General features: G+C 74.5%; 20 protein-coding genes and 2 pseudogenes. 13 read left to right on the top strand and 9 right to left on the bottom strand.

Annotation, left to right across the window (positions count from 1 at the left end; all coding sequences use genetic code 11):
* Window positions 1-13 precede the first annotated feature (13 nt).
* From ACWDR0_RS09790 to ACWDR0_RS09775, 4 genes are all read left to right on the top strand, one after another.
* On the top strand, window positions 14-676 hold the full coding sequence (locus tag ACWDR0_RS09790; protein WP_456351117.1) for a suppressor of fused domain protein: 663 nt from the start codon (window positions 14-16) through the stop codon (window positions 674-676).
* A gap of 146 nt (window positions 677-822) precedes the next feature.
* Window positions 823-1461, top strand: a complete 639-nt coding sequence (locus ACWDR0_RS09785; RefSeq protein WP_456351116.1) for a DUF6758 family protein — start codon at window positions 823-825, stop codon at window positions 1459-1461.
* A 320-nt stretch (window positions 1462-1781) separates the two neighbouring features.
* Window positions 1782-2657, top strand: a complete 876-nt coding sequence (locus ACWDR0_RS09780; protein ID WP_456351115.1) for a PHP domain-containing protein — start codon at window positions 1782-1784, stop codon at window positions 2655-2657.
* 162 nt (window positions 2658-2819) lie between these two features.
* A complete protein-coding gene (locus ACWDR0_RS09775) occupies window positions 2820-3425 on the top strand; it encodes a MarC family protein (protein WP_456351114.1) in 606 nt (201 codons plus the stop codon).
* A 145-nt stretch (window positions 3426-3570) separates the two neighbouring features.
* Here ACWDR0_RS09775 and ACWDR0_RS09770 read toward each other — a convergent pair whose 3' ends face one another.
* The 3 genes from ACWDR0_RS09770 to ACWDR0_RS09760 all read right to left on the bottom strand — a co-directional run bounded on the left by ACWDR0_RS09770 (window position 3571) and on the right by ACWDR0_RS09760 (window position 7151).
* Complete coding sequence (locus tag ACWDR0_RS09770; protein WP_456351113.1) at window positions 3571-3723, bottom strand: hypothetical protein; 153 nt, start codon at window positions 3721-3723, stop codon at window positions 3571-3573.
* Window positions 3724-3886: 163 nt separating this feature from the next.
* Entirely contained in the window at window positions 3887-4780 is an 894-nt protein-coding gene (locus tag ACWDR0_RS09765; RefSeq protein WP_456351112.1) for an alpha/beta fold hydrolase, read from the bottom strand.
* An 85-nt stretch (window positions 4781-4865) separates the two neighbouring features.
* Window positions 4866-7151 (bottom strand): DEAD/DEAH box helicase, encoded by a 2286-nt coding sequence (locus tag ACWDR0_RS09760; RefSeq protein WP_456351111.1) that lies wholly within the window; start codon window positions 7149-7151, stop codon window positions 4866-4868.
* 617 nt (window positions 7152-7768) lie between these two features.
* On the opposite strand from ACWDR0_RS09760, the gene ACWDR0_RS09755 reads away from it, so the two are divergent.
* Window positions 7769-8575 (top strand): ferritin-like fold-containing protein, encoded by an 807-nt coding sequence (locus ACWDR0_RS09755; RefSeq protein WP_456351110.1) that lies wholly within the window; start codon window positions 7769-7771, stop codon window positions 8573-8575.
* A gap of 269 nt (window positions 8576-8844) precedes the next feature.
* Here the strand turns inward: ACWDR0_RS09755 and ACWDR0_RS09750 are convergent, their stop codons facing one another.
* From ACWDR0_RS09750 to ACWDR0_RS09735, 4 genes are all read right to left on the bottom strand, one after another.
* Window positions 8845-9117, bottom strand: coding sequence for a hypothetical protein (locus tag ACWDR0_RS09750; protein WP_456351109.1), 273 nt, complete (start codon window positions 9115-9117; stop codon window positions 8845-8847).
* Window positions 9118-9344: 227 nt separating this feature from the next.
* Entirely contained in the window at window positions 9345-9572 is a 228-nt protein-coding gene (locus ACWDR0_RS09745) for a DUF3107 domain-containing protein (protein ID WP_456351108.1), read from the bottom strand.
* 179 nt (window positions 9573-9751) lie between these two features.
* Window positions 9752-10405, bottom strand: a complete 654-nt coding sequence (locus ACWDR0_RS09740) for a TetR/AcrR family transcriptional regulator (protein ID WP_456351107.1) — start codon at window positions 10403-10405, stop codon at window positions 9752-9754.
* Window positions 10406-10606: 201 nt separating this feature from the next.
* A complete protein-coding gene (locus ACWDR0_RS09735) occupies window positions 10607-10885 on the bottom strand; it encodes a hypothetical protein (protein ID WP_456351106.1) in 279 nt (92 codons plus the stop codon).
* A gap of 297 nt (window positions 10886-11182) precedes the next feature.
* Between ACWDR0_RS09735 and ACWDR0_RS09730 the strand changes: the two genes are divergently transcribed.
* From ACWDR0_RS09730 to moeZ, 8 genes and pseudogenes are all read left to right on the top strand, one after another.
* A complete protein-coding gene (locus ACWDR0_RS09730; protein WP_456351105.1) occupies window positions 11183-12151 on the top strand; it encodes an alpha/beta fold hydrolase in 969 nt (322 codons plus the stop codon).
* Between the two features lie 9 nt (window positions 12152-12160).
* A complete protein-coding gene (locus tag ACWDR0_RS09725; protein WP_456351104.1) occupies window positions 12161-13993 on the top strand; it encodes a DUF3152 domain-containing protein in 1833 nt (610 codons plus the stop codon).
* 233 nt (window positions 13994-14226) lie between these two features.
* Window positions 14227-16428 carry a DUF3492 domain-containing protein gene (locus ACWDR0_RS09720; RefSeq protein ID WP_456351103.1) on the top strand — a complete coding sequence of 734 codons (2202 nt, stop codon included), beginning with the start codon at window positions 14227-14229 and terminating at the stop codon, window positions 16426-16428.
* A gap of 95 nt (window positions 16429-16523) precedes the next feature.
* A complete protein-coding gene (locus tag ACWDR0_RS09715) occupies window positions 16524-17714 on the top strand; it encodes a hypothetical protein (protein ID WP_456351102.1) in 1191 nt (396 codons plus the stop codon).
* Window positions 17715-18132: 418 nt separating this feature from the next.
* A pseudogene (locus tag ACWDR0_RS09710) lies at window positions 18133-18897 on the top strand (NAD-dependent epimerase/dehydratase family protein); the annotation flags it as partial.
* 129 nt (window positions 18898-19026) lie between these two features.
* A pseudogene (locus ACWDR0_RS09705) lies at window positions 19027-19221 on the top strand (reductase); the annotation flags it as partial.
* 263 nt (window positions 19222-19484) lie between these two features.
* Window positions 19485-20378 (top strand): spherulation-specific family 4 protein, encoded by an 894-nt coding sequence (locus tag ACWDR0_RS09700; RefSeq protein WP_456351136.1) that lies wholly within the window; start codon window positions 19485-19487, stop codon window positions 20376-20378.
* A gap of 64 nt (window positions 20379-20442) precedes the next feature.
* Window positions 20443-21621, top strand: coding sequence for an adenylyltransferase/sulfurtransferase MoeZ (gene moeZ / locus ACWDR0_RS09695; protein ID WP_456351101.1), 1179 nt, complete (start codon window positions 20443-20445; stop codon window positions 21619-21621).
* Between the two features lie 60 nt (window positions 21622-21681).
* On the opposite strand, the gene ACWDR0_RS09690 is transcribed toward moeZ, so the two are convergent.
* On the bottom strand, window positions 21682-23328 hold the full coding sequence (locus ACWDR0_RS09690; protein ID WP_456351100.1) for an alpha/beta hydrolase: 1647 nt from the start codon (window positions 23326-23328) through the stop codon (window positions 21682-21684).
* 78 nt (window positions 23329-23406) lie between these two features.
* Window positions 23407-25131, bottom strand: a complete 1725-nt coding sequence (locus ACWDR0_RS09685; protein ID WP_456351099.1) for an alpha/beta fold hydrolase — start codon at window positions 25129-25131, stop codon at window positions 23407-23409.
* Window positions 25132-25172 lie beyond the last annotated feature (41 nt).

The raw sequence follows: 25172 nt of genomic DNA, 5'->3' as shown, positions 1-25172 counted from the left end.
TTATGCTCCCCGCATGGCTGATGTTCTCGCTCTGGTCGAAGCCCGTTTGCGCGACGCCCTCGGAGAACCGGACGCCCGGGCCGCGGTGACGTTCCTGGGGACGGACCGGGTCGAGGTGCTGCGGTTCCGCGCCGCGGCCCCCGGGGACCCGGCGGCCGGGGACGGCCCGGAGGCTCCGGGTGCGGCCGGAGCCGCCGGTACGGCTCCGGGCGCGCTGGTGCGCTACGCCACGGTCGGAATGTCGGCGCAGCCGATGACCGACCCCACGGCGAGCGTCGCCGATCCGGTGAAGGGGCCGCGGGCGGAACTGCTGCTGACCGTGCGGGCCGGACTCGCCGACACCGACAAGGTCCTCCGGGCACTGGCCGTACTCGCGGCGTCCCCGCAGGTGGAAGGGGTCGTGGTGGCCCCGGGAGCCTCCCTCGACCTCGGCGGGCCGCTCTGGCCCGGCGCCCCGTTCTCCTCCGTCCTGGTCGGTGAGCCCGGCGGACTGGTGGCGGACCTCGACCCGGGCCCGCCGCTCGACCCGGTCCGCTTCCTCCCGCTGCTGCCGATGACCCCGAACGAGGCGGCCTGGAAACGGGTCCACGGCGCCGGTGCGCTCCAGGAACGCTGGCTGCGGTACGGGACGGACCTGCGGGATCCCCGGCGCGCCCCGGTACGCCTCGACGACTGACCGGCCGCCCAGGGCGGCGTCCCCGCGGTCCCGACCCGTACCGCGCGGGCCCCGGCTACACCCGCCGCCCACGGTCCGCAAGCGCACACGCCGGAAAGAGTGATCGTCCTTGACGCGGCGATCGCCGGGTAGGACCGTTGGGCCCTATGAGGGGCGAACCCAGTTGCCCGAAGTGCGGTGGCCGGGTCAGGGCGCCCGGTCTCTTTGCCGACTCCTGGCAGTGCGATGTGCACGGCGCCGTGCACCCACTGCAACCGGTGATCCCGCCCAGTGTCGAAGCCCTCGGCGTCGCGGTGCACCGCGCCCGGGTGCCGGTCTGGATGCCCTGGCCGCTGCCCGTCGGCTGGCTGTTCAGCGGGGTCGCCTATGCGGGCGACGACCGCAGCGGGGGGCGGGCCACCGCGGTCGCCTGCACCGGACCGGGGCCGGTCGGCGGGGTCGGTGAACTGCTGCTGATCGCGGAGGAGCTGGGTGTCGGGCTCGGCGCCCGCTACGCGGGGATCGACGGCCCCGACCCCGGCCCGCACATCAGGACCGACCGCGCCCCGCAGGCGAAGATACTGGCCGCCGGGCGCCCCACCCCGCTCTGGCATCTGCTGGCCGCTCCGGACGACCGGGCGGTCTTCGCGGGTGAGGCACGCGGGCTCTGGCTCTGGGCGATCGTCTGGCCCGGACAGTCCGGGCTGCTGATGTACGACGAGCTGGTACTGACCGATCTGCGGGACGCGGGCGCGGAGGTCGAACTCGTGCCCTGCGGAGCGCTGTCGCCCCGGCTGCTGTCGTAACCGCGCCGCCCGGCCGCCGTTCCGTTCTGCCGTCTGCCGTCTGCCGTCTGCCGTCTGCCGTCTGCCGTCTGCCGTCTGCCCGGTGCCGGTGCCGGTGCCGGTGCGTGGTGCCCGCGCCCGCTGCCCGTGCCGCCGGGTCCCCGGGGGCCGCGGCGCGGACCTCCCCGTACGCCCGTACGCCCGGAGGCCGTGGGGGATCCCCACCGGGCCCGGTCCCGGCGGGCCGTGGGTGTGACCGGAGCGACGTCCGGGGCGGACGGTCCCGGGGAGGCTGCCCGATACACTGGAGCGCCCCTGTCCGCCCGTCCCCCGGAGTCCGCGTGCGCATCGACCTGCACACCCACTCCACGGCGTCGGACGGTACGGACACCCCCGCCGAACTGGTCCGCAACGCGGCCGCGGCCGGACTCGACGTGGTCGCCCTGACCGACCACGACACCACCCGCGGCCATGCCGCGGCGATCGCCGCCCTCGACGGCCTGGACCGCCCGCTGACGCTGGTCACCGGAGCCGAACTCTCCTGCGCCGTCGACGGCATCGGCCTCCATCTCCTCGCCTACCTCTTCGACCCGGCCGAACCCGAGCTGCTGGCCCGGCGCGAGCTGCTCCGCGACGACCGGGTGCCGCGCGCCCGTGCCATCGTGGCCGCCCTCCGCGAACTGGGCGCCCCGGTGACCTGGGAGCAGGTCGCCCGGATCGCCGGTGACGGCTCCGTCGGCCGCCCGCACATCGCCGCCGCGATGGTCGAGCTGGGCGTCGTACCGACCGTCTCGGACGCCTTCACCGCCGAGTGGATCGCCGATGGCGGCCGGGCCTGGGTCGCCAAGCACGAACTCGACCCCTTCACCGCGATACGCCTGGTCAAGGCGGCCGGCGGAGTGGCCGTGCTGGCCCATCCGGCGGCGGCCAAACGCGGCCGTACGCTCTCCGAGTCGACGATCGCGGAGCTGGCCGCGGCCGGTCTCGACGGTATCGAGGCCGACCATCTGGACCATGACGAGCCGACCCGGGCCCGGGTCCGCGGCCTCGCCGCCGAGCTGGGCCTGCTGACGACCGGCTCCAGCGACTACCACGGCAGCCGCAAGGACGTTCCGCTCGGCCACTTCACCACCGATCCGGAGATCTACGGGGAGATCACCCGCCGGGCCACCGGCGCCTTCCCGGTCCCCGGCGCCGGAGGACCCCGCTCCGCGTAACCGTCCGGCCGTACGTACGCCGCGCGCCGCGCGGTACTCCCGGCCGCCCGGCGGCCGCCGTCTCCCCGGGGCCCGCGAACACCGGTCCGCGCATCCGCGTGCCCGGACCGCGCCGCCCCCTCTTGATCCTTTCCCCGCTTCTCTCTCCCGCTAGGCACCACCGTGTTCGATGCCGCCGTTTTCGGCTCGCTCTTTCTGACCCTCTTCGTGATCATGGATCCCCCGGGAGTCACTCCGATCTTCCTCGCCCTGACCTCGGGGCGGCCCGCCAAGGTGCAGCGCCGGATGGCCTGGCAGGCGGTGGCCGTCGCGTTCGGCGTCATCACCGTCTTCGGACTGGTGGGGCAGCAGATCCTGGACTACCTCCATGTCTCCGTTCCCGCGCTGATGATCGCGGGCGGGCTGCTGCTGCTGCTGATCGCGCTGGACCTGCTCACCGGCAAGACCGACGAGCCCAAGCAGACCAAGGACGTGAACGTCGCACTGGTCCCGCTGGGGATGCCGCTGCTGGCCGGACCCGGTGCGATCGTCTCGGTCATCCTGGCCGTCCAGAACGCGGACGGGGCGTCCGAGCAGATCGCCGTCTGGGCGGCGATCGTCGCCATGCACATCGTGCTCTGGCTGGCCATGCGCTATTCGCTGCTGATCATCAAGGTGATCAAGGACGGCGGTGTGGTGCTGGTGACCAGGCTGGCGGGCATGATGCTGTCGGCGATCGCCGTCCAGCAGATCATCAACGGTGTCACCCAGGTCGTCCAGGGCGCCTGACCTGCTTCCGGGCCGGACGCCCGACCCGGACCGCCCCGACCCGGACCGGATACGACGGTGCCCCCGCGGATCTCCGCGGGGGCACCGTGATGTTCTGTTCGGAGTGCCGGTGCGCCGGTCGGCGCCGTCCGGCGGCCGTTCCCGGTTACGAGGCCCCGGTGTCGGCCGGGCGGATGTAGAGGCGCTGGCCCTTGGCGGCCGCCTGCTGAACGATCCGGTTGACGGAGGCGGCGTCGACGACCGTGCTGTCCACGGCGGTGCCGTCGACATCGTCCAGTCGCATGATCTCGAAGCGCACGGCTTCTCCCTTCGTCTGATCCTCCTGATGGAGAACTGGTGTGCATGTGCTGCTACAGCACTCAACAGACTTGGGCCGGGCAAATATTCCCTACGCTAAAGAAAATTTTTCCTTGCCTAACGAGTGCGGGCCCGGCGGGCACGGGCAGGCGCCGCCCGGTGGCTCAGTGCCGGCCCCAGAAGTCCGCGAGGGCCGCGGCCGTCTCGGCGGGGCGGTCGGTGTTGGGGGAGTGCTCGGCGCCCGGGATCACCGTGCGGGACGCTCCGAGCCGTACCGCCATCTCGTCCATCAGCGGCACCGGCCAGGCGTCGTCGCGCTCACCGCTCAACACCAGCTTGGGCAGCGGTTGTACGGCGGCCAGTTCGCCGACCCGGTCCGGTTCGACGGTCAGCCGGAGCCCGGTGGTGATCAGCTGGAGCGGATGGGTCCGCAGCCAGCGCTGCCGCAGCTGCTCCTCGACGGCCGCGCCGTCCGGCCCGGTGGCCTCCTCGGCGTCCGCCGGGGCGTCCTGGGCCTGCATGGCCGTCCACACCTCCGTCATGGGAAGAGTGGCGAGCGCGTCCCGGAGCAGGCCGATCCGCTTCCGCTGGGCGGGGCCGACCGCCTCCGGTCCGGACGACATCAGGGTCAGGGTCCGGAAGGGCGCCGGATCGGTCAGTACGGCCGCGCGGGAGATCAGCCCGCCCAGGGAGTGGCCCAGCAGATGCACCGGCCCGCCACCGCTCTCCGCGGCGACCGCCGCGGCCTGGGCCAGCAGGTCCCGGGCCAGCTCGGGCAGTTCGTACGCCCCCGGATCGTCGGGCCCCGCCGACTCGTACTGCCCGCGCCCGTCGACCGAGACGACCCGGTAGCCGGCCTCGGTCAGCGGCTGGAGCAGGGCGATGAAGTCCTCCTTGCTCCCGGTGAAACCGGGGACGAGCAGGGCGGTTCCGCGGGCCCCGGCCGCACCGGGGACGCCGGCCGGCCGGGCGTCGAGGACGGCGAAGTCGCCCCGGGCGGTGCTCAGGGTCCGGGAGCGGGCGCACGCGGGCGTGGTGAAGGTGGGAGGGCGGCTCATGCGCCCGAGCCTACGGGGCCGGGTGCGGGAACGCCGACGGCCCGCTCCCCGGCAGGGAAGCGGGCCGTCGGACGGTGCCGCTTGCTCAGCCCTCGGGCTGGGCGGCCGCTGCCTTGCGCGCCCGCGGGGCACGCTTCGGCTTCTCGGCGGGGGCCTCGGCGGCCTCCGCCGTCTTCTTCACCGCGCGGGTGCGCTTCGGCTTCTCCGCCGCCTCCGTGGCCACAGCGGCCCCGACGGCCTCCGTGGCGACGAGGGCTTCGGCGACGGTCTTTCTGACCGTGCGCTTCCGCTTGGGCTTCTCGGCGACTTCCTCGGCCGGGGCTTCGGCCACGGTGGTGGCTTCGGCGGCCGGGGCGGTGGCGGCGGTCTTCCGGGCGCGGGTGCGCTTCGGCTTCTCCGCCACCTCGGCGGCCTCCGCGGCGACGGCGACCTCGGGGGCGCCCGTGGCGACGAGGGCCTCGGCGACGGTCTTCCTGACGGTCCGCTTCCGCTTGGGCTTCTCGGCGATCTCCTCGGCCGGGGCTTCGGCCACGGTGGTGGCTTCGGCGGCCGGGGCGGTGGCGGCGGTCTTCCGGGCGCGGGTGCGCTTCGGCTTCTCCGCCACCTCGGCGGCCACGGGGGCCATCGCGGCTTCGAGGGCCTCGGCGGCCTTCCGCACCGCACGGGTCCGGGTGCGCTTCGGCTCCTCGGCAACCGGCTCGACCGGCTGCACCGGCTGGACCGGCTCGGCCACCGGCTCCGCGACCGGGGCGGCCTCGACGGCCGTGACCGCCGCCTCAGCCGTCACGGGCCGGGCGGTACGAGTCCGGCGGCGGCGCGGCTTCGCCACGGTCTCCGCGGATACGGACTCGGCCGCCACGGGCTCCGCCTGCTGCGGCACGGTCGGCGGAGCCACCGGCTCCACGACCGCCGCCGGAGCGGTCACCACGGCCGCGGGGGCCGCGGGAACCTCTGCCGGGGAACCCGTACGGGTACGGCGACGGCGCCTCGGCGTCCGGACGGCCGCGGTCTCCACCGCGGAGTCCCCGGAGTCCGGGCCCTGGGCGGGCGCCACGGCGGCGGTGCCGCCCTCGGCCGGCGAGCCCGCCCGGGTACGGCGGCGCTGGCGCGGGGTGCGGGTCCGGGCCGGACGCTCGGCCGGGGCGGACTGCTGCGGCTGCTGCCTGCGGCCACGTCCACCGGTCTCGCCGAGGTCCTCCAGCTCCTCCGCGGCGAGCCCGGCACGGGTCCGCTCGGCACGGGGCAGGACGCCCTTGGTGCCCGCGGGGATGCTCAGCTCCTCGAAGAGGTGCGGGGAGGTCGAGTACGTTTCGACGGGGTCGTGGAACTTGAGGTCCAGCGCCTTGTTGATCAGCTGCCAGCGGGGGATGTCGTCCCAGTCGACCAGGGTGACCGCGGTACCGGAGGCGCCCGCGCGGCCGGTGCGGCCGATGCGGTGGAGGTACGTCTTCTCGTCCTCCGGCGACTGGTAGTTGATCACATGGGTGACACCCTCGACGTCGATACCGCGCGCGGCGACATCGGTGCAGACCAGGACGTCGACCTTGCCGTTGCGGAAGGCCCGGAGGGCCTGCTCGCGGGCGCCCTGGCCCAGGTCGCCGTGGACCGCGCCGGACGCGAAGCCGCGGCGCGCCAGCTGGTCCGCGATGTCCGCGGCGGTGCGCTTGGTGCGGCAGAAGATCATCGCGAGCCCGCGGCCGTCGGCCTGGAGGATCCGCGAGACCAGCTCGGGCTTGTCCATCGAGTGCGCGCGGTACACGCGCTGGGTGATGTTGGCGACGGTCGCGCCCTCGTCGTCCGGCGCGGTGGCCCGGATATGCGTGGGCTGCGACATGTAGCGGCGGGCGAGGCCGATGACCGCGCCCGGCATCGTCGCGGAGAAGAGCATCGTCTGGCGGCGGGCCGGCAGCAGCTGGATGATCTTCTCGACGTCGGGCAGGAAGCCCAGGTCGAGCATCTCGTCGGCCTCGTCGAGGACGAGCGCGCGCACCTTCGACAGGTCGAGCTTCTTCTGTCCGGCCAGGTCGAGCAGTCGGCCGGGGGTGCCGACGATCACGTCGACGCCCTTCCTCAGCGCCTCGACCTGGGGCTCGTAGGCCCGGCCGCCGTAGATCGCCAGCACCCGCACATTGCGGACCTTGCCCGCGGTGAGCAGGTCGTTGGTGACCTGGGTGCACAGCTCACGGGTGGGGACGACGACGAGCGCCTGCGGGGCGTCGGTCAGCTGGTCGGGGCGGGCCCGGCCGGCCTCGACGTCCACCGGAACGGTGACCCGCTCCAGCAGGGGCAGCCCGAAGCCGAGCGTCTTGCCGGTGCCGGTCTTGGCCTGGCCGATGACATCGGTGCCCGACAGGGCGACCGGGAGCGTCATTTCCTGAATGGGGAAAGGGTTGATGATGCCGACGGCTTCGAGCGCCTCGGCGGTCTCCGGCAGGATCCCCAGATCCCGGAAAGTCGTCTTCTGCGTAGTCAGGATGTTGCCTCTTCTGTGAGACGCGGCGCGAGGCGAGCGAAGGGGGTCGTACCGCACCTGGGTGTCGCACCGGGGTGCTGTCCGGCCGCGGGTTGGCCGATGGCGCGGGACCACTGCCGTCGCTCGAGCGCTCGTGCCGCTGAGGGGGCCCCTCGTCTGCGGATGTACGCGAGGGGCGCACGATCCGCGCGGAGGGCGGTCGGTTCGGAGCCGATCGTGCCACCGACCGGGCATCCTCATGGGGTCCGAAGGATTACCGGACCCCGGCCGGACCTGGAAAAGCCCGGAGGATCGGTAAAGAATCCTTCATTCCTCAGTCAAACACTGCGATCGCCCGCCGGACGTCATTCAGTCGTACACACAACTGTCTCAACGCTCCAGCAGGCGCCATACCACTGTACCCCGGAATCGCGCATGTGTGTTGGCGGATCTCACGGAAACCGGAGCGATCACCGGTACGACGAGCCCCCGGACCCGTCGGCCGGCCCCTTACGACAGGGGCGCGGCGGGCTATTGTGCGGTTCATGGAGACGCCTGATCACGCCCCTGAACCCGACCATGCCGCGCAGTCCGCGGGCCCCGCGGCCGACGCCGGGGCCGCGGAGAGCGCGGCGGCTGCGGAGCCCACCGGGATCGCCGCCCAGGACTGGGCGACGGCCTCCGCCGACCCCCGGTACCGCGCCGCCGTCGTGGATCTGCTGGGCGCCCTCGCCTACGGCGAGCTGGCCGCCTTCGAACGGCTCGCCGACGATGCCAAGCTGGCGCCGACCCTCGGTGACAAGGCCGAGCTGGCCAAGATGGCATCCGCGGAGTTCCACCACTTCGAGCGCCTGCGGGACCGGCTGGCCGCCGTCGACGAGGAGCCGACTGCGGCCATGGAGCCGTTCGCCAGGGCGCTGGACGACTTCCACCAGCAGACCGCCCCGTCGGACTGGCTGGAGGGCCTGGTCAAGGCGTACGTCGGCGATTCCATCGCCAGTGACTTCTATCGCGAGGTCGCCGTCCATCTGGACTCGGACACCCGGGCGCTGGTGCTCGCCGTGCTCGACGACACCGGTCACGGCAACTTCGCCGTCGAGAAGGTCCGGGCCGCCATCGAGGCCGACCCCCGGATCGCCGGCCGGCTCGCGCTCTGGGCCCGCCGGCTGATGGGCGAGGCGCTCTCCCAGGCGCAGCGCGTGGTCGCCGAGCGGGACGCCCTGTCGACGATGCTGGTCGGCGGAGTCGCCGACGGGTTCGACCTCGCGGAGGTCGGCAAGATGTTCTCCCGGATCACCAAGGCCCACACCAAGCGGATGGCGGCGCTCGACCTGGCGTCCTGACCGGGGCGCCGGGCGCGCTCCGGCCGGGGCCGCCCCGCCGCCGGGGCGAGGGCCTCGGACTCCCGGACTCTCCGGACGGAACGCCCGGCTCCGCGGCGAGCGGGGCCGGAAGGCCGGTGCGAGCAGGACAGGTCCGCGCGAGCCGGCAGGTCCGCAAGAGTCGGCAGGTCCGCGTGAATGGGAAGGCCCGTGGGCCCGGAAGGTCCGCGGGAGCCGGAAGGCCGGGCCTGCTGGATCAGAAGGACCGTGGGCTCAGAAGGACCGCGGGCTCAGAAGGGGAGCGCGCGGCTCCGCAGCCGTCGCCCCGTGGGGCGCAGCAGCAGCGACAGGGTGACGGCCCCGACCAGCAGAGCCCCCACGAGCGTCCCCGCGGTCTGCCCGGGTCCCAGTGCCACATGCGTCACATGGAGGCCGAACAGGGCACCCAGCGGGCCGGTGAGGAAGACCGCGCGGCGCTCGGGGAGCCGGTCCGCGAAAAGGCGGACGGCCGCCCAGGAGAGGGCGAGGCCGAGCAGGACCGAGCCGATCGCTTCCAGCAGCACTGCTGATCACCTCACGGACGCGGAGACGGGGGATGCGGTTACAGCCCGTACTACCCCCGGACCGGCGGAAACAACCCCTTCGCACCCCTGAACAACCGGGTCGGCGGCGCCTTCGGCTGCTGCCCCGTCCCGGTGCCGCCCCCGCTTCCCGTCCGTGGAACGCGGCAGGGCCCCGGGGGCCGCCGACAGTGTCGGACGGCCCCCGGGGCCCTGCTCGGGGCGTCGGGTCAGAGCGCGCCGAAGCCCACGCGCCGCGAAGCCGACTCGCCGATCTCGACGTATGCGATCCGGTCGGCCGGCACCAGCACCCTGCGGCCCTTCTCGTCCGAGAGGCTGAGCACCTGGGCCTTGCCCGCAAGAGCCTGGCCCACGGCCTCCTCGACCTCGGCGGCGGTCTGCCCGCTCACCAGAACGATCTCCCGGGGCGCGTGCTGCACGCCGATCTTGACCTCCACGGCTATGTCCCTCCGAACGGTCAGTGCGTTGCGCGATCACCGCGCCGTACCCAGCACACACTAGCCCGGCGGTGGGCCCGCTCAGCCATGCCGGAGCACGCCATCAGCGAACAACGGCGGACGAGCGGGCGCGGCAGGCGGGCCCGGACGGTACGGGCCGCCGCCGGAACGCCCCGGGATCAGCGCTGCGGGTCGGCGCCGTCCGTACCGTGCAGCGGGAAACCGGCGATACCCCGCCAGGCCAGGGAGGTCAGCAGCCCGACCGCCCGGTCGCGCGGGATGCCCGTCTCACTGGAGAGCCAGTACCGGGCGACGACCTGGGCGACCCCGCCGAGCCCCACGGCCAGCAGCATCGACTCGTCCTTCGACAGATCGGTGTCCTCGGCGATGACGTCGGAGATCGCCTCGGCGGTCTGCAGCGACACCCGCTCCACGCGCTCGCGCACCGCGGGCTCGTTCGTCAGATCGGACTCGAAGACCAGCCGGAAGGCGCCGCCCTCGTCCTCGACGTAGGCGACATAGGCGTCCATGGTGGCCGCCACCCGCTGCTTGTTGTCGGACGTCGACGCCAGCGCCGTGCGCACGGCCTGGAGCAGCGCGTCGCAGTGCTGGTCCAGCAGGGCCAGATAGAGCTCCAGCTTCCCGGGGAAGTGCTGGTAGAGCACCGGCTTGCTGACACCCGCCCGCTCGGCGATGTCGTCCATCGCGGCCGCGTGGTACCCCTGCGCCACGAAGACTTCCTGGGCGGCGCCCAGAAGCTGGTTCCTGCGGGCTCGGCGTGGCAGGCGCGTGCCCCGCGGGCGCGCCGCCTCTGTCTGCTCGATGGCTGTCACGCCGCCTCCCAAAATCGTTCCGTGCGCGGTCGTCGCCGCGCCCGCCATCGTACTTTTGGGTAACCCGGCCGTGCGCGCCGCGGACGCAGAATTTCACGGACCGGACAGCCGCGGTAGCTCCCGATTCGGGGGCAAAAGGGGGCACGGCACCGGCGCCTCCCCGGCCGTGGCCGCCCGCTGTCACCAGGAGTCGGCAGGGGGTCACCGATAGTCGTCCTCGTCCTGGGCGACCACTCTGGCCTGCTCGACGGCGTCGGCCTCGTTCGCCCGGTCGCGGTCGATACGCGGCGGATCGTCGTGCTCCGGCCGGACGTCCGCGCGCTGTTCCGCGGCGTCGGCCTCCGGAACCTCGTCGTCCGGACCGGCCGCGGTGCGACCGCCCTCACCGGACGACGTCCGGGTCCCGTCCGCCGTTCCGCCGCTCTCGCGGTCCTCGTACTCCGCAAAGGCTTCCGGATCGCTGGGATCGACGACAGCCATTGAGGCACCTTCTCCCCGGCTCGCTCTCCTCGGCCCGTGGGCCCCTGGACCCGTCGTCCCGCGGTCGCGGTGCGCCGCCACGGGGCGAGCGGGGCTTACCGTCCCTTCTCTCCCTGCGTCCCACCCTCCTCCTCTCCTTACCGCTCCCTTCTTCTCTCCTCTTGTCTTCTCGCGCTTCGTCCCTCTCCCCTTATCTTCCGAGCGTAGGAGCAGACGTCCGGGGGCGCTATGCGATCGGCTTCCCCTTGTGACGCCGAACACACGTTTCGCGGTGTGATCCTCTCGTAACATTGCCGCATGTCTTCGACCGAGCTGCCCGGTGTCCCCGTGCCCCTCGTCGCCGTGGTGCCCGAAGTCGTCCCCGGGCTGCGGATCGCCGAAGGGGAGGAACTGCGCACCGTCACGCTCCCCGGCCTCGGGCTCGCGGTCCGGTCGCGGCCGCCGGCCCGCCCCGGACTGCCCCCCGCCCTCTATCTCCACGGGCTGGGCGGCTCCTCCCAGAACTGGTCGGCCCTGATGCCCCTGCTGGCGGACGTCGTCGACGGCGAGGCCCTCGACCTGCCCGGGTTCGGCGCCTCCCCGCCGCCCGACGACGGCAACTACTCGGTCACCGGCCACGCCCGGGCCGTCATCCGCTATCTCGACGCCGCCGACCGGGGGCCCGTGCATCTGATCGCGAACTCCCTCGGCGGGGCCGTGGCCACCCGGCTCGCCGCCGTCCGGCCCGATCTGGTGCGCACCCTCTCCCTGATCTCCCCGGCCCTGCCGGAGCTGCGGGTCCAGGGCAGTGCGGTCCCGACCGGACTGCTCGCCCTGCCCGGGGTGGCCCGGCTGTTCGGCCGGATCAGCCGCGACTGGTCGGCCGAGCGCCGCACCCGCGGGGTGGTGGCACTGTGTTACGGCGATCCCGGCCGGGTCTCGGAGGATGCCTTCGGCCATGCCGCGGCCGAGATGGACCGCCGGATGAAGCTGCCGTATTTCTGGGACGCGATGGCCCGCTCGGCGCGCGGTATCGTCGATGCGTACACGCTGGGCGGACAGCACGGGCTGTGGCGGCAGGCGGAGCGGGTGCTCGCGCCGACGCTGCTGGTGTACGGCGGGCGGGACAGACTGGTCTCGTACCGGATGGCCGAAAGGGCGTCCGCCGCCTTCCGGGACTCACGGCTGGTGACCCTCCCGGACGCCGGCCATGTGGCGATGATGGAGTACCCGGAGACGGTCGCGCAGGCGATCCGGGAAGTGATCGACGACTGCGGCAGGAGCTGATCGGGGCCCGTGGGACGACACAGCCGTAAGGGCCCCGCGCCCAAGGCCTCTTCTCGTACGGGTCGTACGGGCACCGGCCCGGAGGGTCCGGAGTCCGGCCCCGCGGCCCCGGATCACGGTACGCACCCCGCGGCCGCCCAGGCCGCTCCGGGGGCGGCCGGACCCGGCCCGGGCACGGCTCCCGCGGCCGGAGCGCGGCCTTCCGGCGGCTACGGCCCCGGCGGGCATCCCGCCCAGGGCGGATACGACTCGGGCGGCCGGTCCGCGGCCGGCTACGGGGGCCACCCCGGCGGCGGCTACGGGCAGGGCGGGCATCCCGCTCCCGGCCACCACCCCGCCGGGCACCAGCAGGCCGCGCATCAGGCGGCCGCGCACCAGCAGGCCGCTCACCACCCCGGCGGCTACGGCACCGGGGCGCAGGGCTTCCCGCCCGCCGGGGCACCCGGCCCGGCGGTACCGGGCGGCCGGACCTCCGCTCCGTACGGCACCGGCACCGGTACCGAACACGCGGCCACCGGCTACGGCGTTCCGCAGGCCCGCGGCGGCCACCCCGAGCAGCGTGAGCCGGGGGGCGGCTGGGGGACCGGCACCGGCCCCGCCGTACCTCCGTACGCGGGATCCGGCGGGCATCCGTACCCCGGTGCCGCCCTTCCTCCCCACGCCGGTCCCGCCGGTCCCGGCGGGCAGCCGCACCCCGGCGGCCCGGGGCAGCCGCCCCGGCCGTCCGGGCCGTCCGGGCACTCCGGGCCGGTGAACCCCGCGGGGCCCGCCCCGGCCGGCTCCCGGATACCGGGCCCGCGCCGCGAGTTCGTCGATGCCTTCGACCCGTCCGCCGCGGCCGCCCTGGGCGCCGCCGCCGGCCACGGGCCGGGCGGCGTCCCCGGCAACGGCCCCGGCAGCGGCACGGTCCCGCGGCCGGGTGACCCCGGTGACACCGCCGCCCTCCCCGCCGTCGACCCCTCCGGCGGCCGGTCCCGCGACGAGGACCCCGCCGCCGTACCGGACCAGCGCGCTCCGCTGACCGGCAGCAAGAGCCGTACCGTCACCGGTATCGCCGCCGCCGCGGTCACCACCGTCCTCGCGATCATCGTCGCCGGACAGGTCGCCACCGAGAACGAACGCCGCGAGGACACCGGGACCACCAACGACGAGCGCGCCGAGGACACCGGTGCCGCCTCGCGCTCCGACAGCCGCCGCACGCCGCCGCAGCCCGCCCTCCGCGACACCAAGCCGCAGGCCCCCACGTACGACCAGCTGATGGCGACCCGGTTCCCCATCGACCGGGAGTTCACCGGCGACGGCACCTTCGCGGCCGTCCCCGGCCTGGAGCAGGCACCCGGCAAGGGCCGGAAGATCCGCTACCGGGTGGATGTCGAGAAGGGCCTCAAGATGGACGGCCTGCTCTTCGCCACCGCCGTGCACCGGACCCTCAACGACCGGCGCAGCTGGGCCGCCGGCGGCGAACTGGCCTTCGAGCGGATCTCCTCCGGCGATCCCGCGTTCGTCATCACGCTCGCCAGCCCCGGCACCACCGACGTGTGGTGCGCCAAATCCGGGCTCAATACGTCCATCGACAAGGTGAGCTGCGACTCCGCCTCCACGAGCCGGGTGATGATCAACGCCTACCGGTGGGGGCTCGGTTCGGACACCTACGGGCCGGACGCGATGTTCGCCTACCGGCAGATGCTCATCAACCACGAGGTCGGCCACCGGCTCGGACACGGACACAAGAGCTGCCGGACCGAAGGCGCCCCGGCCCCCGTGATGCAGCAGCAGACCAAATCCCTGAATATCGACGGAATCCGGTGCAAGGCAAACCCCTGGGTTCACCCGAAAGGCTGAATCTTCGGTTCTCGCCTCCCCTGAGGCGTGGCCTGTGCCTCACCATCGGTAACAGAGCGCGTTCATAGCGCGACGGAACGCGATCGTGCCAGGAAAGTTACGGGTATTCACCCCTTCCGGTGGCGCGGCGGACAACCGTCCGCCGCACCCCCGCCGCACCGGCTTACGGTCGTTCCGCCGCGTGCCGCCGAGTCCAACGGCGGTGGCCGACAAGGGAGATCGGGGGTGCGTTCATGCGGATCGGACTGCTCACGGACGGTGGCTATCCGTCTGCGTCGGGTGGCTCGGCGGGCTGGTGCGACCGGCTCGTGCGCGGGCTCGCGCAGCACGAGTTCGACATCTACGCGGGCCGTGCCGGAGCCGCCGAGCGCGCCGGGGGAGCCTCCGGCGCGACGGGTGCGGAGTGCGCGGCCGGCCTCTGTGCCCGGCACTCCCTTGCCGTTCCGCCCCCGGTGGCCCTGCCGCCGCAGGTGAGGGCCGTCCGGACCGCGTCGCCCGCCCCGGCGGGCCGCGGTGACGGCCCGGCGCCGGGGCGCCGCTGGCGCAGACGCTTCCTCGGGCACTTCACCGAGCTGGTGACGGCCGTCCGGGGCGCGGGCGCCGGTGAATCCGCCGGTGGTGCCGCGTCCGGCGCGGCCGGCTTCACATCCGGCGCGGCGGCGGCCGGTTTCGCCGACGGCCTGTACGGACTCGCCGCCCTCGCGCGGGAACACGGCGGTCTGGCCGCCGCCCTCCGCTCCGAACCCGCTGTCCGGACCGTGGAATCCGTCTGCCGGACCCCCGGCGCACACCGGAGCGTGCACACCGCCGCCGTCCCCGACTACCTTGCCTTCGCGGGGGAGCTGGAGCGGGCGCTGCGCCCCCTCTCGTACGACTGGTACGGCGACGACGCCCTCGGCTCCGCCGATCTCTGCCATGCCGTCTCCGGCGGAGCCACGGCGCTCCCCGGCCTTCTGGCCAAACGCTTCTTCGGGGTTCCTCTGCTGGTCACGGAGTACGGCGTGGACCTGCGCGCCCACTATCTCGCCGCCGCACCCGGCGGGGGACCCGACGGCCCCGACGGCCCCGGCAGCCCCGATGCGACGGCCGCCGGGCCGCGGGGCGCGGCGGCGGGCGGGTCCGGGATGCCCGGCGCATGCTCCGGAGCCGGGGAGCCGGGGGCGTACGGTCCGCTCCACGGCGCCCGGTCCCCGCTGAGCGCGCCGGTGCGTGCCCTCCTGGCCGCCTTCCGGCGCGCCCTCGCGGGCGAGGTGTACGCCCAGGCATCCCTGATCACCCCGGGTGACGCCCATATCCGCCGCTGGCAGCGGAAGTGCGGGGCCGATCCGGCGAAGCTGCGTACGGTCCACCCCGGGGTGGACACCGACCGCTATACCGCCGTCGGCGAGGCCGCCGACCCGGGCGACCCGTACACCCTGGTGTGGATCGGGTCGCCCGAGCCGGGGAAGGACCTGGTCGGGCTGGTGCACGCCTTTGCCGAGGTCCACCGGCGCGAACCGCGCGCCCGGCTCCGGCTGTTCGCCCGGCCCGCCCGGGACGGCGAGGATGCGGCGTACCTCGCCCACTGCCGTTCCCTCGCCGCCCATCTCTTCGCCGACGGCGCCGTCGACGCCCGCCCGCCCGGCGCCGGACCGGTCTTCTTCGAGACCCTCGGCGGACCCGGGGGCACCGGGACCGCCGAGGCGTGCGCGAGCGGGGCGGTCACGGTCTCCGCCAGCACCGTCGAGGGCTTCCCGCACACCCTCGTCGAGGCGATGCTCTGCGGCCGGGCCACCGTGTCGACGGACGCGGGCGCGGTCGTCGAGGTCATCGGCGGCACCGGACTCGTCGTACCGCAGCGCCATCCGCGGGCCCTGGCCGAGGCGTGCCTCGCGCTCATCGGGGACCCGGCGCGGGCCGCCAGGCTCGGGGCCGCGGCCCGTTCCCGCGCCCTCGAACTCTTCACGTCCGACCGGAACACGGCCGCCTTCCGCGCGCTGTACCTGGAGGTGATCTCGCACTCCCCGGTCCACCGCGACCAGGCCGGTCCCCACGGCGAACCGCTGCCCTTCGCCCATCCCGCGGAGGCCCTCGTCCCGATGGTGTGGGCCCGCCGCGAACCGGCCCTCACCGGGCCTCCGCCACCGGCCGCGGAAGGCGGCGGCCGCCCCGGCCGGATCGCCCCGGTGGCTGGGCGCGCCCGCTCTGCCGCGGCGGCCCCGTGGCAGACGGCTCCCGGCGGCGGTGGGATGTTTCCGGAGGCGTCGGGTGCCGCCGGTGTGCCGCCGGGGCGGCCGGGGGCGGGGAACCCCCTGTCGGGGGCGGCCTGGGGCGGGACCGGGTGGCAGGGAGCCACCGGCTCCGCGGATGCGCCGTCGGCGGTGCTGCCGTCGGCCGGTGCCGGGCGTACGCGGCCGGGGCCGTCGGCCCGTGGGGCGAAGGAGGCCCGCGCATGAGCGCGCCCGGGACCACAGGGGGCCGTGGCGGAAGTACGGAGCACTCCGGGGCCACCGGCCTCCGGGGGCGCGCCGGGTGCCCCGGCGGAGACCCCGTGGTCGCTACCGCCGCCGGGGACGCGCCCCGGCCCCCCGCCAGCCCCGGTGGCTGGGACGCCCGTTCGCACGCTCTCCTCGGCTCCGGCGACGGGCCCGGCCCCGCGCCGTTATCCGGATCCCCCGGAGGGTCCGCGGCCGCCGCGCCCGGGGGCTCGGCCGACCCGGTCAAGGCCCTGCTCGACCGCCACAAGGACCTCTGCGAACGCGCGGTCGACCCACTGGAGATCGCCGCCGGACTGGAGGCCCACGGCCTGACCGACCGGATCGCCGCCCGCTTCCGGCACCGGGACGTGTTCTCGCTCGCGGAAGAGCTGTACGCCCGCGTCCCCGGGAACACCGCGGAGCCCGCGCCCCGCCCCCGACCGGGGAACCGGCCGGACCGCGGCGCCGCCCTCGCACTGCTGCCCGGTGCCGCCGCCGGGCTCGCGGCCGGGAGCTGGGCCCTCCTCGACGGCCCGGCACGTACGGCGGCCGCCCTCCTCGGTACCGCCGCCGTCACCACCGCCGTCCTGTTCTGTCTGCGCCACGGCCCCCTGCGCGCCCGTTCGTACGGGCCCCGGCGGGGCCGTACCGCCGGAGCCGTACGGACGGCCGTTCTGATCGGATTCGCCGCCTGCGGGCCCGGACTCACGGCCCGGCTGGCCGAGGCCGGGGGCACCGTACCGTTCGCCCCCGGCCCGCCGACCGCCCTGGCGGTCTCCGTCGCCCCCGCCGCCTGGTGCGCCGGACTGCTGGCCACCGGGGCCCGGCGGCGCCTCGGCGACAGCCGCAGGCTCGACGACTTCGCCGCCGGGATGCGGCCCCTGCTCCTGGGCGTCGCCGCGCTCTACACCGTCTCCCTGGCGGCGGTGGCCGCGGCAACCGGCCTGCTGCTCTCCGACGGCAGCACACCCGTCACCGCCGTCTCCCTCGGTCTGCTGCTCTTCACCGCCCGGCTGCTGATCGTCCACGGCTTCCCGGAGGCGGCCGTCACCGGGCTCGGCGCGGCCTGCGCCGGACAGGCGCTCGTCCCGCTGCTGCTGCTCGCCGGACGGCTCCCCGGGCTCGGTTTCCTGGCCCGCCCCGCCGAGGCGGTGGCGGCGGCCTGGGGCGGGGCGGCGGTGGGGGCCCTGGTCTGCGGGGTCGCGGCGGCCGGACTGCTGGTCCATGCCACCGCCGTGCTGTCCCGCGCCTCGGCCCACACCTGACACCCCGTACCCGGCACCCCGCACCCGAGCCCGGCCGGACCGGCGACGGACCGGCGAACACCCTCCCGGGCGCCTGCCCCCGTCCCCAGCCCGCCGCGCCGCCCCGCTGATCCTTGCCTGCCCGCCCGCCCGCCCACCTGCCCGCCCGGACGCCCCGCCCGTCCCCGGCCGCCACGCCGCTCCACCGTCCGCCCGGCCGTCCGTATCCCACGGCCGGCCCGGCCCGCCGGCCCGCAACCGCCCGGCGCGGCCACCCCGTACCGCCCGTACCACCCGTACCGCCCGATCGAATGCCGCATACGCCGTACCCCCGGCCCCGCCGGATCAACTGCCGCCGCCCTGAGCGGCACCGAAGGAGAAACGCGAACATGATCCGCCAATCCCCAGCCCCGACCCGTCGTCAGGACGGGGGCACGCGATGAGGGTGCTGCTGCTCGGAGCCAACGGGTTCCTCGGACGCTTCGTCGCCGACCGGCTGCTCGCCGACCCGGCCGTCCACCTGACCACCCTCGGCCGGGGCGACGACGCCGATGTGCGCTTCGACCTCGCGGGCGGCAGCCCCGGCGCGCTCACCCGCTTTCTGACCGCCGTCCACCCCGGCGTCGTCATCAACTGCGCCGGGGCCACCCGCGGCGGCGCCCGCGAGCTGACCCGGCACAACACGGTCGCCGTCGCCACCGTCTGCGAGGCGCTGCGCCGCAGCGGCTGCGGGGCGCGGCTGGTGCAGGTGGGCTGCTCCTCCGAGTACGGGCCGTCGCAGCAGGGGTCGTCGACCGCCGAGGACGCGATCCCGCGGCCCGGCGGACCGTACGGCGTCAGCAAACTGGCGGCGACGGAGCTGGTCCTCGGCTCCGGGCTGGACGCGGTCGTCCTGCGGGTCTTCTCCCCGGTCGGGCCCGGCACCCCCGCCGGCTCCCCGCTCGGCCGGCTCGCCGAGGCGATGCGCCGGGCGATGCAGTCCGGCGACGGCGAGCTGAAGCTCAGCGGGCTCGGGGTGCAGCGCGACTTCGTGGATGTCCGGGACGTGGCCAGAGCGGTCCACGCCGCCTCCCTCTCCGCGGCCCAGGGCGTGGTCAACATCGGTACCGGGCGGGCCGTACGGCTCCGGGACGCGGCCGCGGTGCTGGCCAGGGTCGCGGGGTACGCGGGTGCCCTCCACGAGCTGGACACCCCGCCCGGACGGCCCGGCCAGGGCGGTCTCGGCGGGCCCGGCCCCCTGGGACACGGCGGACACTCCGGTCCCGCGGGCCACGGCGGGCACGGCGGACCGGTGGGGCACCCGGGCCACGGCGGGCACGGTCCGCTCGCCGGACACGGCATCGGGGCGCCGCGCTCCGAATCCGTGCTGGAGCAGCTCGCCGCCGCCCCCGTCCCGTACCCCGACGGCTGCGGCAACTGGCAGCAGGCGGACATCCGTACCGCCCGCGACCGGCTCGGCTGGCGGCCCCGGATCAACCTGGAGGAGTCGCTCGCCGATATCTGGATGGAGGCGGCATGCCGCATCTGACCACCGGCGGGGGAGCGGCGCGGTGTACCGGGCGGAGGGGGCCGGGCGCGGGGCCCACCGGCGCCCCGGGGTACCCGGGCTTCCCGCGGTTCACGGGCGCCCAGGGCCTCCCGGTCTCCGCGGGTTCCCGGGACTTTCCGGCTTCCCGCGACTCCCCGGGTCTCCCGGGCTCCCCCGGCAACCCGGGCTCCCCGGGTGACGGCCGGGGACGGGAGCCCCGGCCGTCCGGAGGCGGCGCGGCCGGGCCGTGGGGCCGGCTCGGGATCGGAGTCCCCGGGTACGCCCATCCGCTGCTCGCCCCGGCCGAGTGGGCGGAGCTGACCCGGCCGGGCACCCCGCTGGACTGGGTCGTGCTCACGGTGGCCAACGGGCCCGGCGACCGCCCCGATCCGCACTGTCTGGCCGCCGCCGGCCGGCTGGTCAACGCGGGGGTACGGGTGCTGGGCCGGGTCGATCTGGCCGGGGGCGCCCGGCCCCTGGCGGAGGTGGTCGCGGACGCCGGCCGCTATGCCGAGTGGTACCGGGTCGGCGGGTTTCTGCTGGACCGCTGCCCGGCCGACCGGGCCGGTCTGGCGGCCGTGCGGCGGGCCGTGGGGGCCCTGCGGGCGGTCACCCGGGACACCGGGGTCAGGACCCCGGGCGGCTGCGGCCGCCGCGGTACCGGACCGGGGACCGGCACCGTACCGGGCACCGGGGGCGGGGCCGGGACGACCGGGACCGGGTCCGGCGGATATGTGGTCCTCGGCCCCGGCCGCCATCCGCACCCCGCCTATGCGGAGCTCGCCGACCAGCTGATCACCTTCTCCGGAGCCTGGGCGGACTACCGCTGGTCGCAGGTGGCGGAGTGGACGGCGGGCCATCCGCCGGAGCGGTTCGCCCACTTCGTCCACGGCGTGCCGCGCACCCATCTGGAAGAGGCCGCCCGGATCGCCCGCTGGCAGGGCGCGGGCACGGTCTTCTTCACCGACCGCCTCGGCGGCGGCCCGGCGGGCTTCGGTACCGCGCCCGCGGCCGCCGGTACGTTCCCCGGCGGGTTCCCCGGGGAGGCCCCCGGTACGGCCCCGGACACCCCCGGGGGACATTCCGGGGCATTCGAGAGTCTGCCCGGCTACTGGGACGAATTCGTCTCGCAGATCGGACCGGGTGTCTCGGAATGAGGAGGCGCGTGGCAGTGTTGACGGGAGAACAACCGTATTGACTTACCCACGCAACGGAGTCCCCGTGTCGCTGCCACCCCTGGTCGAGCCCGCTGCCGAGCTCACCGTCGACGAGGTCCGCCGGTACTCCCGCCACCTGATCATCCCCGACGTCGGGATGGACGGGCAGAAGCGGCTGAAGAACGCCAAGGTGCTCTGTGTCGGCGCGGGCGGTCTCGGCTCGCCCGCGCTGATGTACCTGGCCGCGGCCGGCGTCGGGACGCTCGGCATCGTCGAGTTCGACGAGGTCGACGAGTCGAACCTCCAGCGTCAGATCATCCACAGCCAGGCCGACATCGGCCGGTCCAAGGCCGAGTCCGCGAAGGACTCGGTCCTCGGGATCAACCCGTACGTGAACGTGGTCCTTCACCAGGAGCGGCTCGAGGCCGACAATGTGATGGACATCTTCAGCCAGTACGACCTGATCGTCGACGGCACGGACAACTTCGCCACGCGCTATCTCGTCAACGACGCGTGCGTGCTGCTGAACAAGCCGTACGTCTGGGGCTCCATCTACCGCTTCGACGGCCAGGCGTCCGTCTTCTGGTCCGAGTACGGCCCCTGCTACCGCTGCCTCTACCCCGAGCCCCCGCCGCCGGGCATGGTCCCGAGCTGCGCCGAGGGCGGCGTCCTCGGAGTGCTCTGCGCCTCCATCGGCTCCATCCAGGTCACCGAGGCCATCAAGGTCCTCGCCGGCGTCGGCGAGCCGCTGGTCGGCCGACTGATGATCTACGACGCCCTGGAGATGCAGTACCGCCAGGTCAAGGTGCGCAAGGACCCCGACTGCGCGATCTGCGGCGAGAACCCCACCGTCACCGAGCTGATCGACTACGAGGCCTTCTGCGGCGTCGTGTCCGAGGAGGCCCAGGAGGCGGCCGCCGGCTCGACCATCACTCCCAAGCAGCTGAAGGAGTGGATCGACGAGGGCGAGAACATCGAGATCATCGATGTCCGCGAGGTCAACGAGTACGAGATCGTCTCGATCCCCGGCGCCAAGCTGATCCCCAAGAACGAGTTCCTGATGGGCACGGCGCTCGAAGGACTGCCGCAGGACAAGAAGATCGTCTTGCATTGCAAGACGGGTGTCCGCAGTGCGGAAGTGCTGGCGGTGCTGAAGTCGGCGGGCTTCGCCGACGCCGTCCATGTCGGCGGCGGAGTCATCGGCTGGGTGCACCAGATCGAACCGCACAAGCCGGTCTACTGACCGAACCGTGTCCGGGCCCCGGGCCGTACGCCGTCGGCGTACGGCCCGGGGCCCGCCGCGTCAAGAGCAGACCGTTCCGCTCTTCGGGACGGCGCCCTTCAGCAGATAGTCGTCCACGAGCCGGGTCGCGCACTCCGAGAAGCCGTACGAGCCGTGGTTCTCGCCCTTGCTGGTCACCAGCACCCCGACCCCGTTGCCCAGGCCGTCCGCCATCCGCTCGGCGCCCTCCACCGGGGTCGCCGGGTCGCCCGTGGTGCCGACGACCAGGATCGGCGCCGCGCCCTTCGCCGACACCGGGGGCTTCTGCCATGCCCCGTCGACCGGCCAGTCCGCGCACCAGCCCGCGACGTCCCAGGCGAGATACGGCCCGAAGACCGGGGAGGCCGCGGTGAAGTCGGCCAGATGGCGCGAGGTGACATCCGCGGCGGTCGGCCGGGACGCCGCGTCGGCGCACGATATCGCCCGCTGCGCATGGTCCTGGGTGGAGTAGCGGCCCTTCTCGTCCCGGCCGGTGTACATATCGGCGAGCGCGAGCAGTTCGGTGCCGTCACCCTTCTCGGCCGCCTTCAGCGCGTCCGTCAGATAGGGCCAGAACTGCTCGGAGTACAGGGACTGGATGATGCCGGTCCGGGCCATGTTCTCGGTCAGGGTGCGGCCGTTCCCGGCGGGAATCGGCCGGGCGTCGAGCCGCTTCAGCAGCCGCACCGTCCGGGCGGTGCCGTCGGCGGCTCCGATGCCACGGCTCCGGTGGTAGTTGTCCAGGGCCCGCTGGAAGCCGACGACCTGGTTGCGGGTGCCACGGGCGTAGTCCGCCGTCGGGTCCACGACGCCGTCCATCGCCAGGCGCCCGACCCGCTCCGGGAAGAGATGGGCATAGACGCCGCCCAGTTCGGTGCCGTACGAGAAGCCGAGGTAGTTGAGCTTGTCGTCGCCGAGGACCTGGCGCATCAGGTCCAGGTCACGGGCCGTGTTCGCGGTGCCGACATGGGGGAGCACCCGCCCGGAGCGCCGGGCGCAGTCCGCCCCGAAGGAGGCCGAGGCGGCCATGAACGCCCGCTGCTCCGCCGGGGTGTCGGGGGTGCTGTCGACCCGGTGGGCGGCCTCGATGGCCTTGTCGTCGCGGCAGACGACGCCGGAGCTCTCGGCGACCCCGCGCGGGTCGAAGCTGACCAGGTCGTAGCGGCGGCCGAGCTTGTCGACGACATCGTCACCGCTCGGCAGGGCGGAGATGCCCGAACCGCCGGGCCCGCCGAAGTTGAACAGCAGGGAGCCGATCCGGCGGCCGGGGTCCTTCGCCACCGTCCGGATCAGGGCGATGCCCAGGGTCGCCCCGCCGGGCCGCGCATAGTCCAGCGGCGCCTTCAGCGTCGCGCACTGCCACTCCGGGCCCGGCTTCTCCGCGTTCGCCCCGTCGGCCTTGACCGGCGCCCGGCACGCCGCCCAGGCGAGCTTCTGCCCGGTCAGGGTGGCGGGCAGGGCGGCCGTGGTCACGGGCTCCCGGTCCGGGGCCGGTGCGGAAACGGACGGGGCCGCGGCGGCCGGAGCCGTACTCCCGCCGCCGTCCTTCGCGGTGCCACCGCGCCCGCCCGGACCGCCGCCCCCGCCGTCGTCCTTCGTACAGCCGAAGGCCGTCCCGGCCAGCAGCAGCGCCGCCGTGGCCAGGGCGGCCGCCCGGCGCCCGCCGTTTCCGGCATGCCCGATCCGCATGGTGTGCCCCCCGTCGGGCCGGGGACCCTCGCGGCCCACCGCCCGGATGTCGTACGCGTGCCGACATCCTAGACACCGCTACTGACAGACCGTTCCCGCCGCCGGGACCCGGCCCTCCAGGAGGTAGGCGTCGACCGCGCCCTTCACACAGGTGCTCGTCGCGCCGTAGGCGCCGTGGCCCTGGCCGCGGTACGTGATCTCCACCCCGACCCCGGGGCCGAGGGACTCGACCATCGCCCGGGCGCCCTCGTAAGGAGTCGCGGGGTCACCGGTGTTGCCGATCACCACGATCGGCGCGGCGCCCGGGGCGGAGACGTCGGGGTGCTCCCAGACACCGGGCACCGGCCAGTTGGTGCAGCCGAGCATGCCCCAGCCCAGGTAGTCGCCGAAGACCGGCGACACCTTGCGGAACTCGGGCAGCTTCGCCCGGGTCTGCGCCACCGAGTAGCGGTCCGCCGTGTCCACACAGCTGATCGCGTTGAACGCGGCGCCCATATTGCTGTACTCGCCGTCCGGGCTGCGGCCGTTCATCGCGTCGGAGAGCGCGAGCAGCAGGGACCCGTCGCCGCCGTCCGCCTCGTCCACGCCCTGCTCCAGCAGCGGCCAGAACTGCTGCGAGTACAGCGACTGGGCGATACCGTTCAGCGCCTGGGTCTGGGTCAGCTCCCGGCCCCCGCCGGCCGGGACCGGCTGCCGGTCCAGACGGGCCAGCAGATCGGTGATCTGCCGCTCGACCTCGGCCACCGTGGTACCGGCGATCAGACACTGGTCGCCGCGGTCCACACAGTCCCGGGCGAAGTTGTCGAGGGCCAGCTGGAAGCCCTTCGCCTGGCCGAGCGAGCTCTGTTCGGAGTCCTTCGTCGGGTCGACGACCGCGTCGAAGACCGCGCGCCCGACCTTCGCCGGGAAGAGATGGGCGTAGACGCCGCCCAGTTCGGTGCCGTACGAGATGCCGAAGTAGTACAGCTTGTCGTCGCCCAGGACCTGGCGCATCAGGTCCAGATCGCGGGCCGCGTTCAGGGTGCCGACATGGGGGAGTTCGGTGCCGGAGTTCCGCTTGCAGGCGGCGGCGTACGACTTCAGCCCGTCCGAGTAGGCGGTGACCTCGGCATCCGTGTCGGGGGTGGCGTCGAGGGAGTAGAAGGTGTCGAGCCGTTTGGCGTCCTCGCAGACGACGGGCGCGCTGCGGCCCACCCCGCGAGGGTCGAAGCTGACCAGGTCGTAGCGGGTGTTCAGGGCCGTGTAGTCGCCGGCCGCGGCGGGCAGGGTGGTGATCCCGGAGCCGCCGGGCCCGCCGAAGTTGAAGATCAGTGAGCCGATACGTTTCTCCGGATCGGTCGCCCGGGCTCTGATCAGCGCGAGTTCGATGGTCTTCCCGTCCGGGTCCGCGTAGTCGAGCGGGGCGTCGATGGTCGCGCACTCCCAGGCCGAACCCCCGGCCGGCGGCTCCGGAGCCGTACCGCCGCCCTCCTCCGCGGACGGCGCCGGACAGGCCTTCCACTCCGGTTTCTGGCCGGTCAGCTTCTTCCCGAGCGGCGGGACCGCTTCCTTCGCGGCCGCCGAACTCGCCGTACCCGGCACGGCGGACGCGTCCGGTCCGGCCGGGGTGCCGGAGGGGTCGGGGGTACGCGCCCCTTCGGCCGCCTCTGCGGAGGCGGTACTGGTCGTCCCGGCGGCCGGGCCCTGTCCCCGGTCGCGGTCGCCGCCGCCGGAGCAGCCCGCGGCCAGCAGGACGGACAGGGACGCGGCGAATGCCGCGGCGCGCCCGGTGGCGGTGCGCACGGCGGTGGCAGAGGTCGGCATGCCGCCATCGTGCGCGCCGGGTGCCCGGCCCGCCCCCGCGG

Source organism: Streptomyces sp. NPDC003691, from assembly GCF_053981115.1.
This window is presented reverse-complemented; position numbering and strand designations above follow the sequence as displayed.

Excerpts from the sequence above, each read along its gene's own strand:
- ACWDR0_RS09730 (WP_456351105.1), top strand. The coding sequence starts at position 11,183 with ATGTCTTCGACCGAGCTGCCCGGTGTCCCCGTGCCCCTCGTCGCCGTG.
- ACWDR0_RS09765 (WP_456351112.1), bottom strand. The coding sequence starts at position 4,780 with ATGAGCCGCCCTCCCACCTTCACCACGCCCGCGTGCGCCCGCTCCCGG.
- ACWDR0_RS09735 (WP_456351106.1), bottom strand. The coding sequence starts at position 10,885 with ATGGCTGTCGTCGATCCCAGCGATCCGGAAGCCTTTGCGGAGTACGAG.
- ACWDR0_RS09685 (WP_456351099.1), bottom strand. The coding sequence starts at position 25,131 with ATGCCGACCTCTGCCACCGCCGTGCGCACCGCCACCGGGCGCGCCGCG.
- ACWDR0_RS09690 (WP_456351100.1), bottom strand. The coding sequence starts at position 23,328 with ATGCGGATCGGGCATGCCGGAAACGGCGGGCGCCGGGCGGCCGCCCTG.
- ACWDR0_RS09720 (WP_456351103.1), top strand. The coding sequence starts at position 14,227 with ATGCGGATCGGACTGCTCACGGACGGTGGCTATCCGTCTGCGTCGGGT.
- ACWDR0_RS09785 (WP_456351116.1), top strand. The coding sequence starts at position 823 with ATGAGGGGCGAACCCAGTTGCCCGAAGTGCGGTGGCCGGGTCAGGGCG.
- ACWDR0_RS09760 (WP_456351111.1), bottom strand. The coding sequence starts at position 7,151 with ATGACGCTCCCGGTCGCCCTGTCGGGCACCGATGTCATCGGCCAGGCC.
- ACWDR0_RS09790 (WP_456351117.1), top strand. The coding sequence starts at position 14 with ATGGCTGATGTTCTCGCTCTGGTCGAAGCCCGTTTGCGCGACGCCCTC.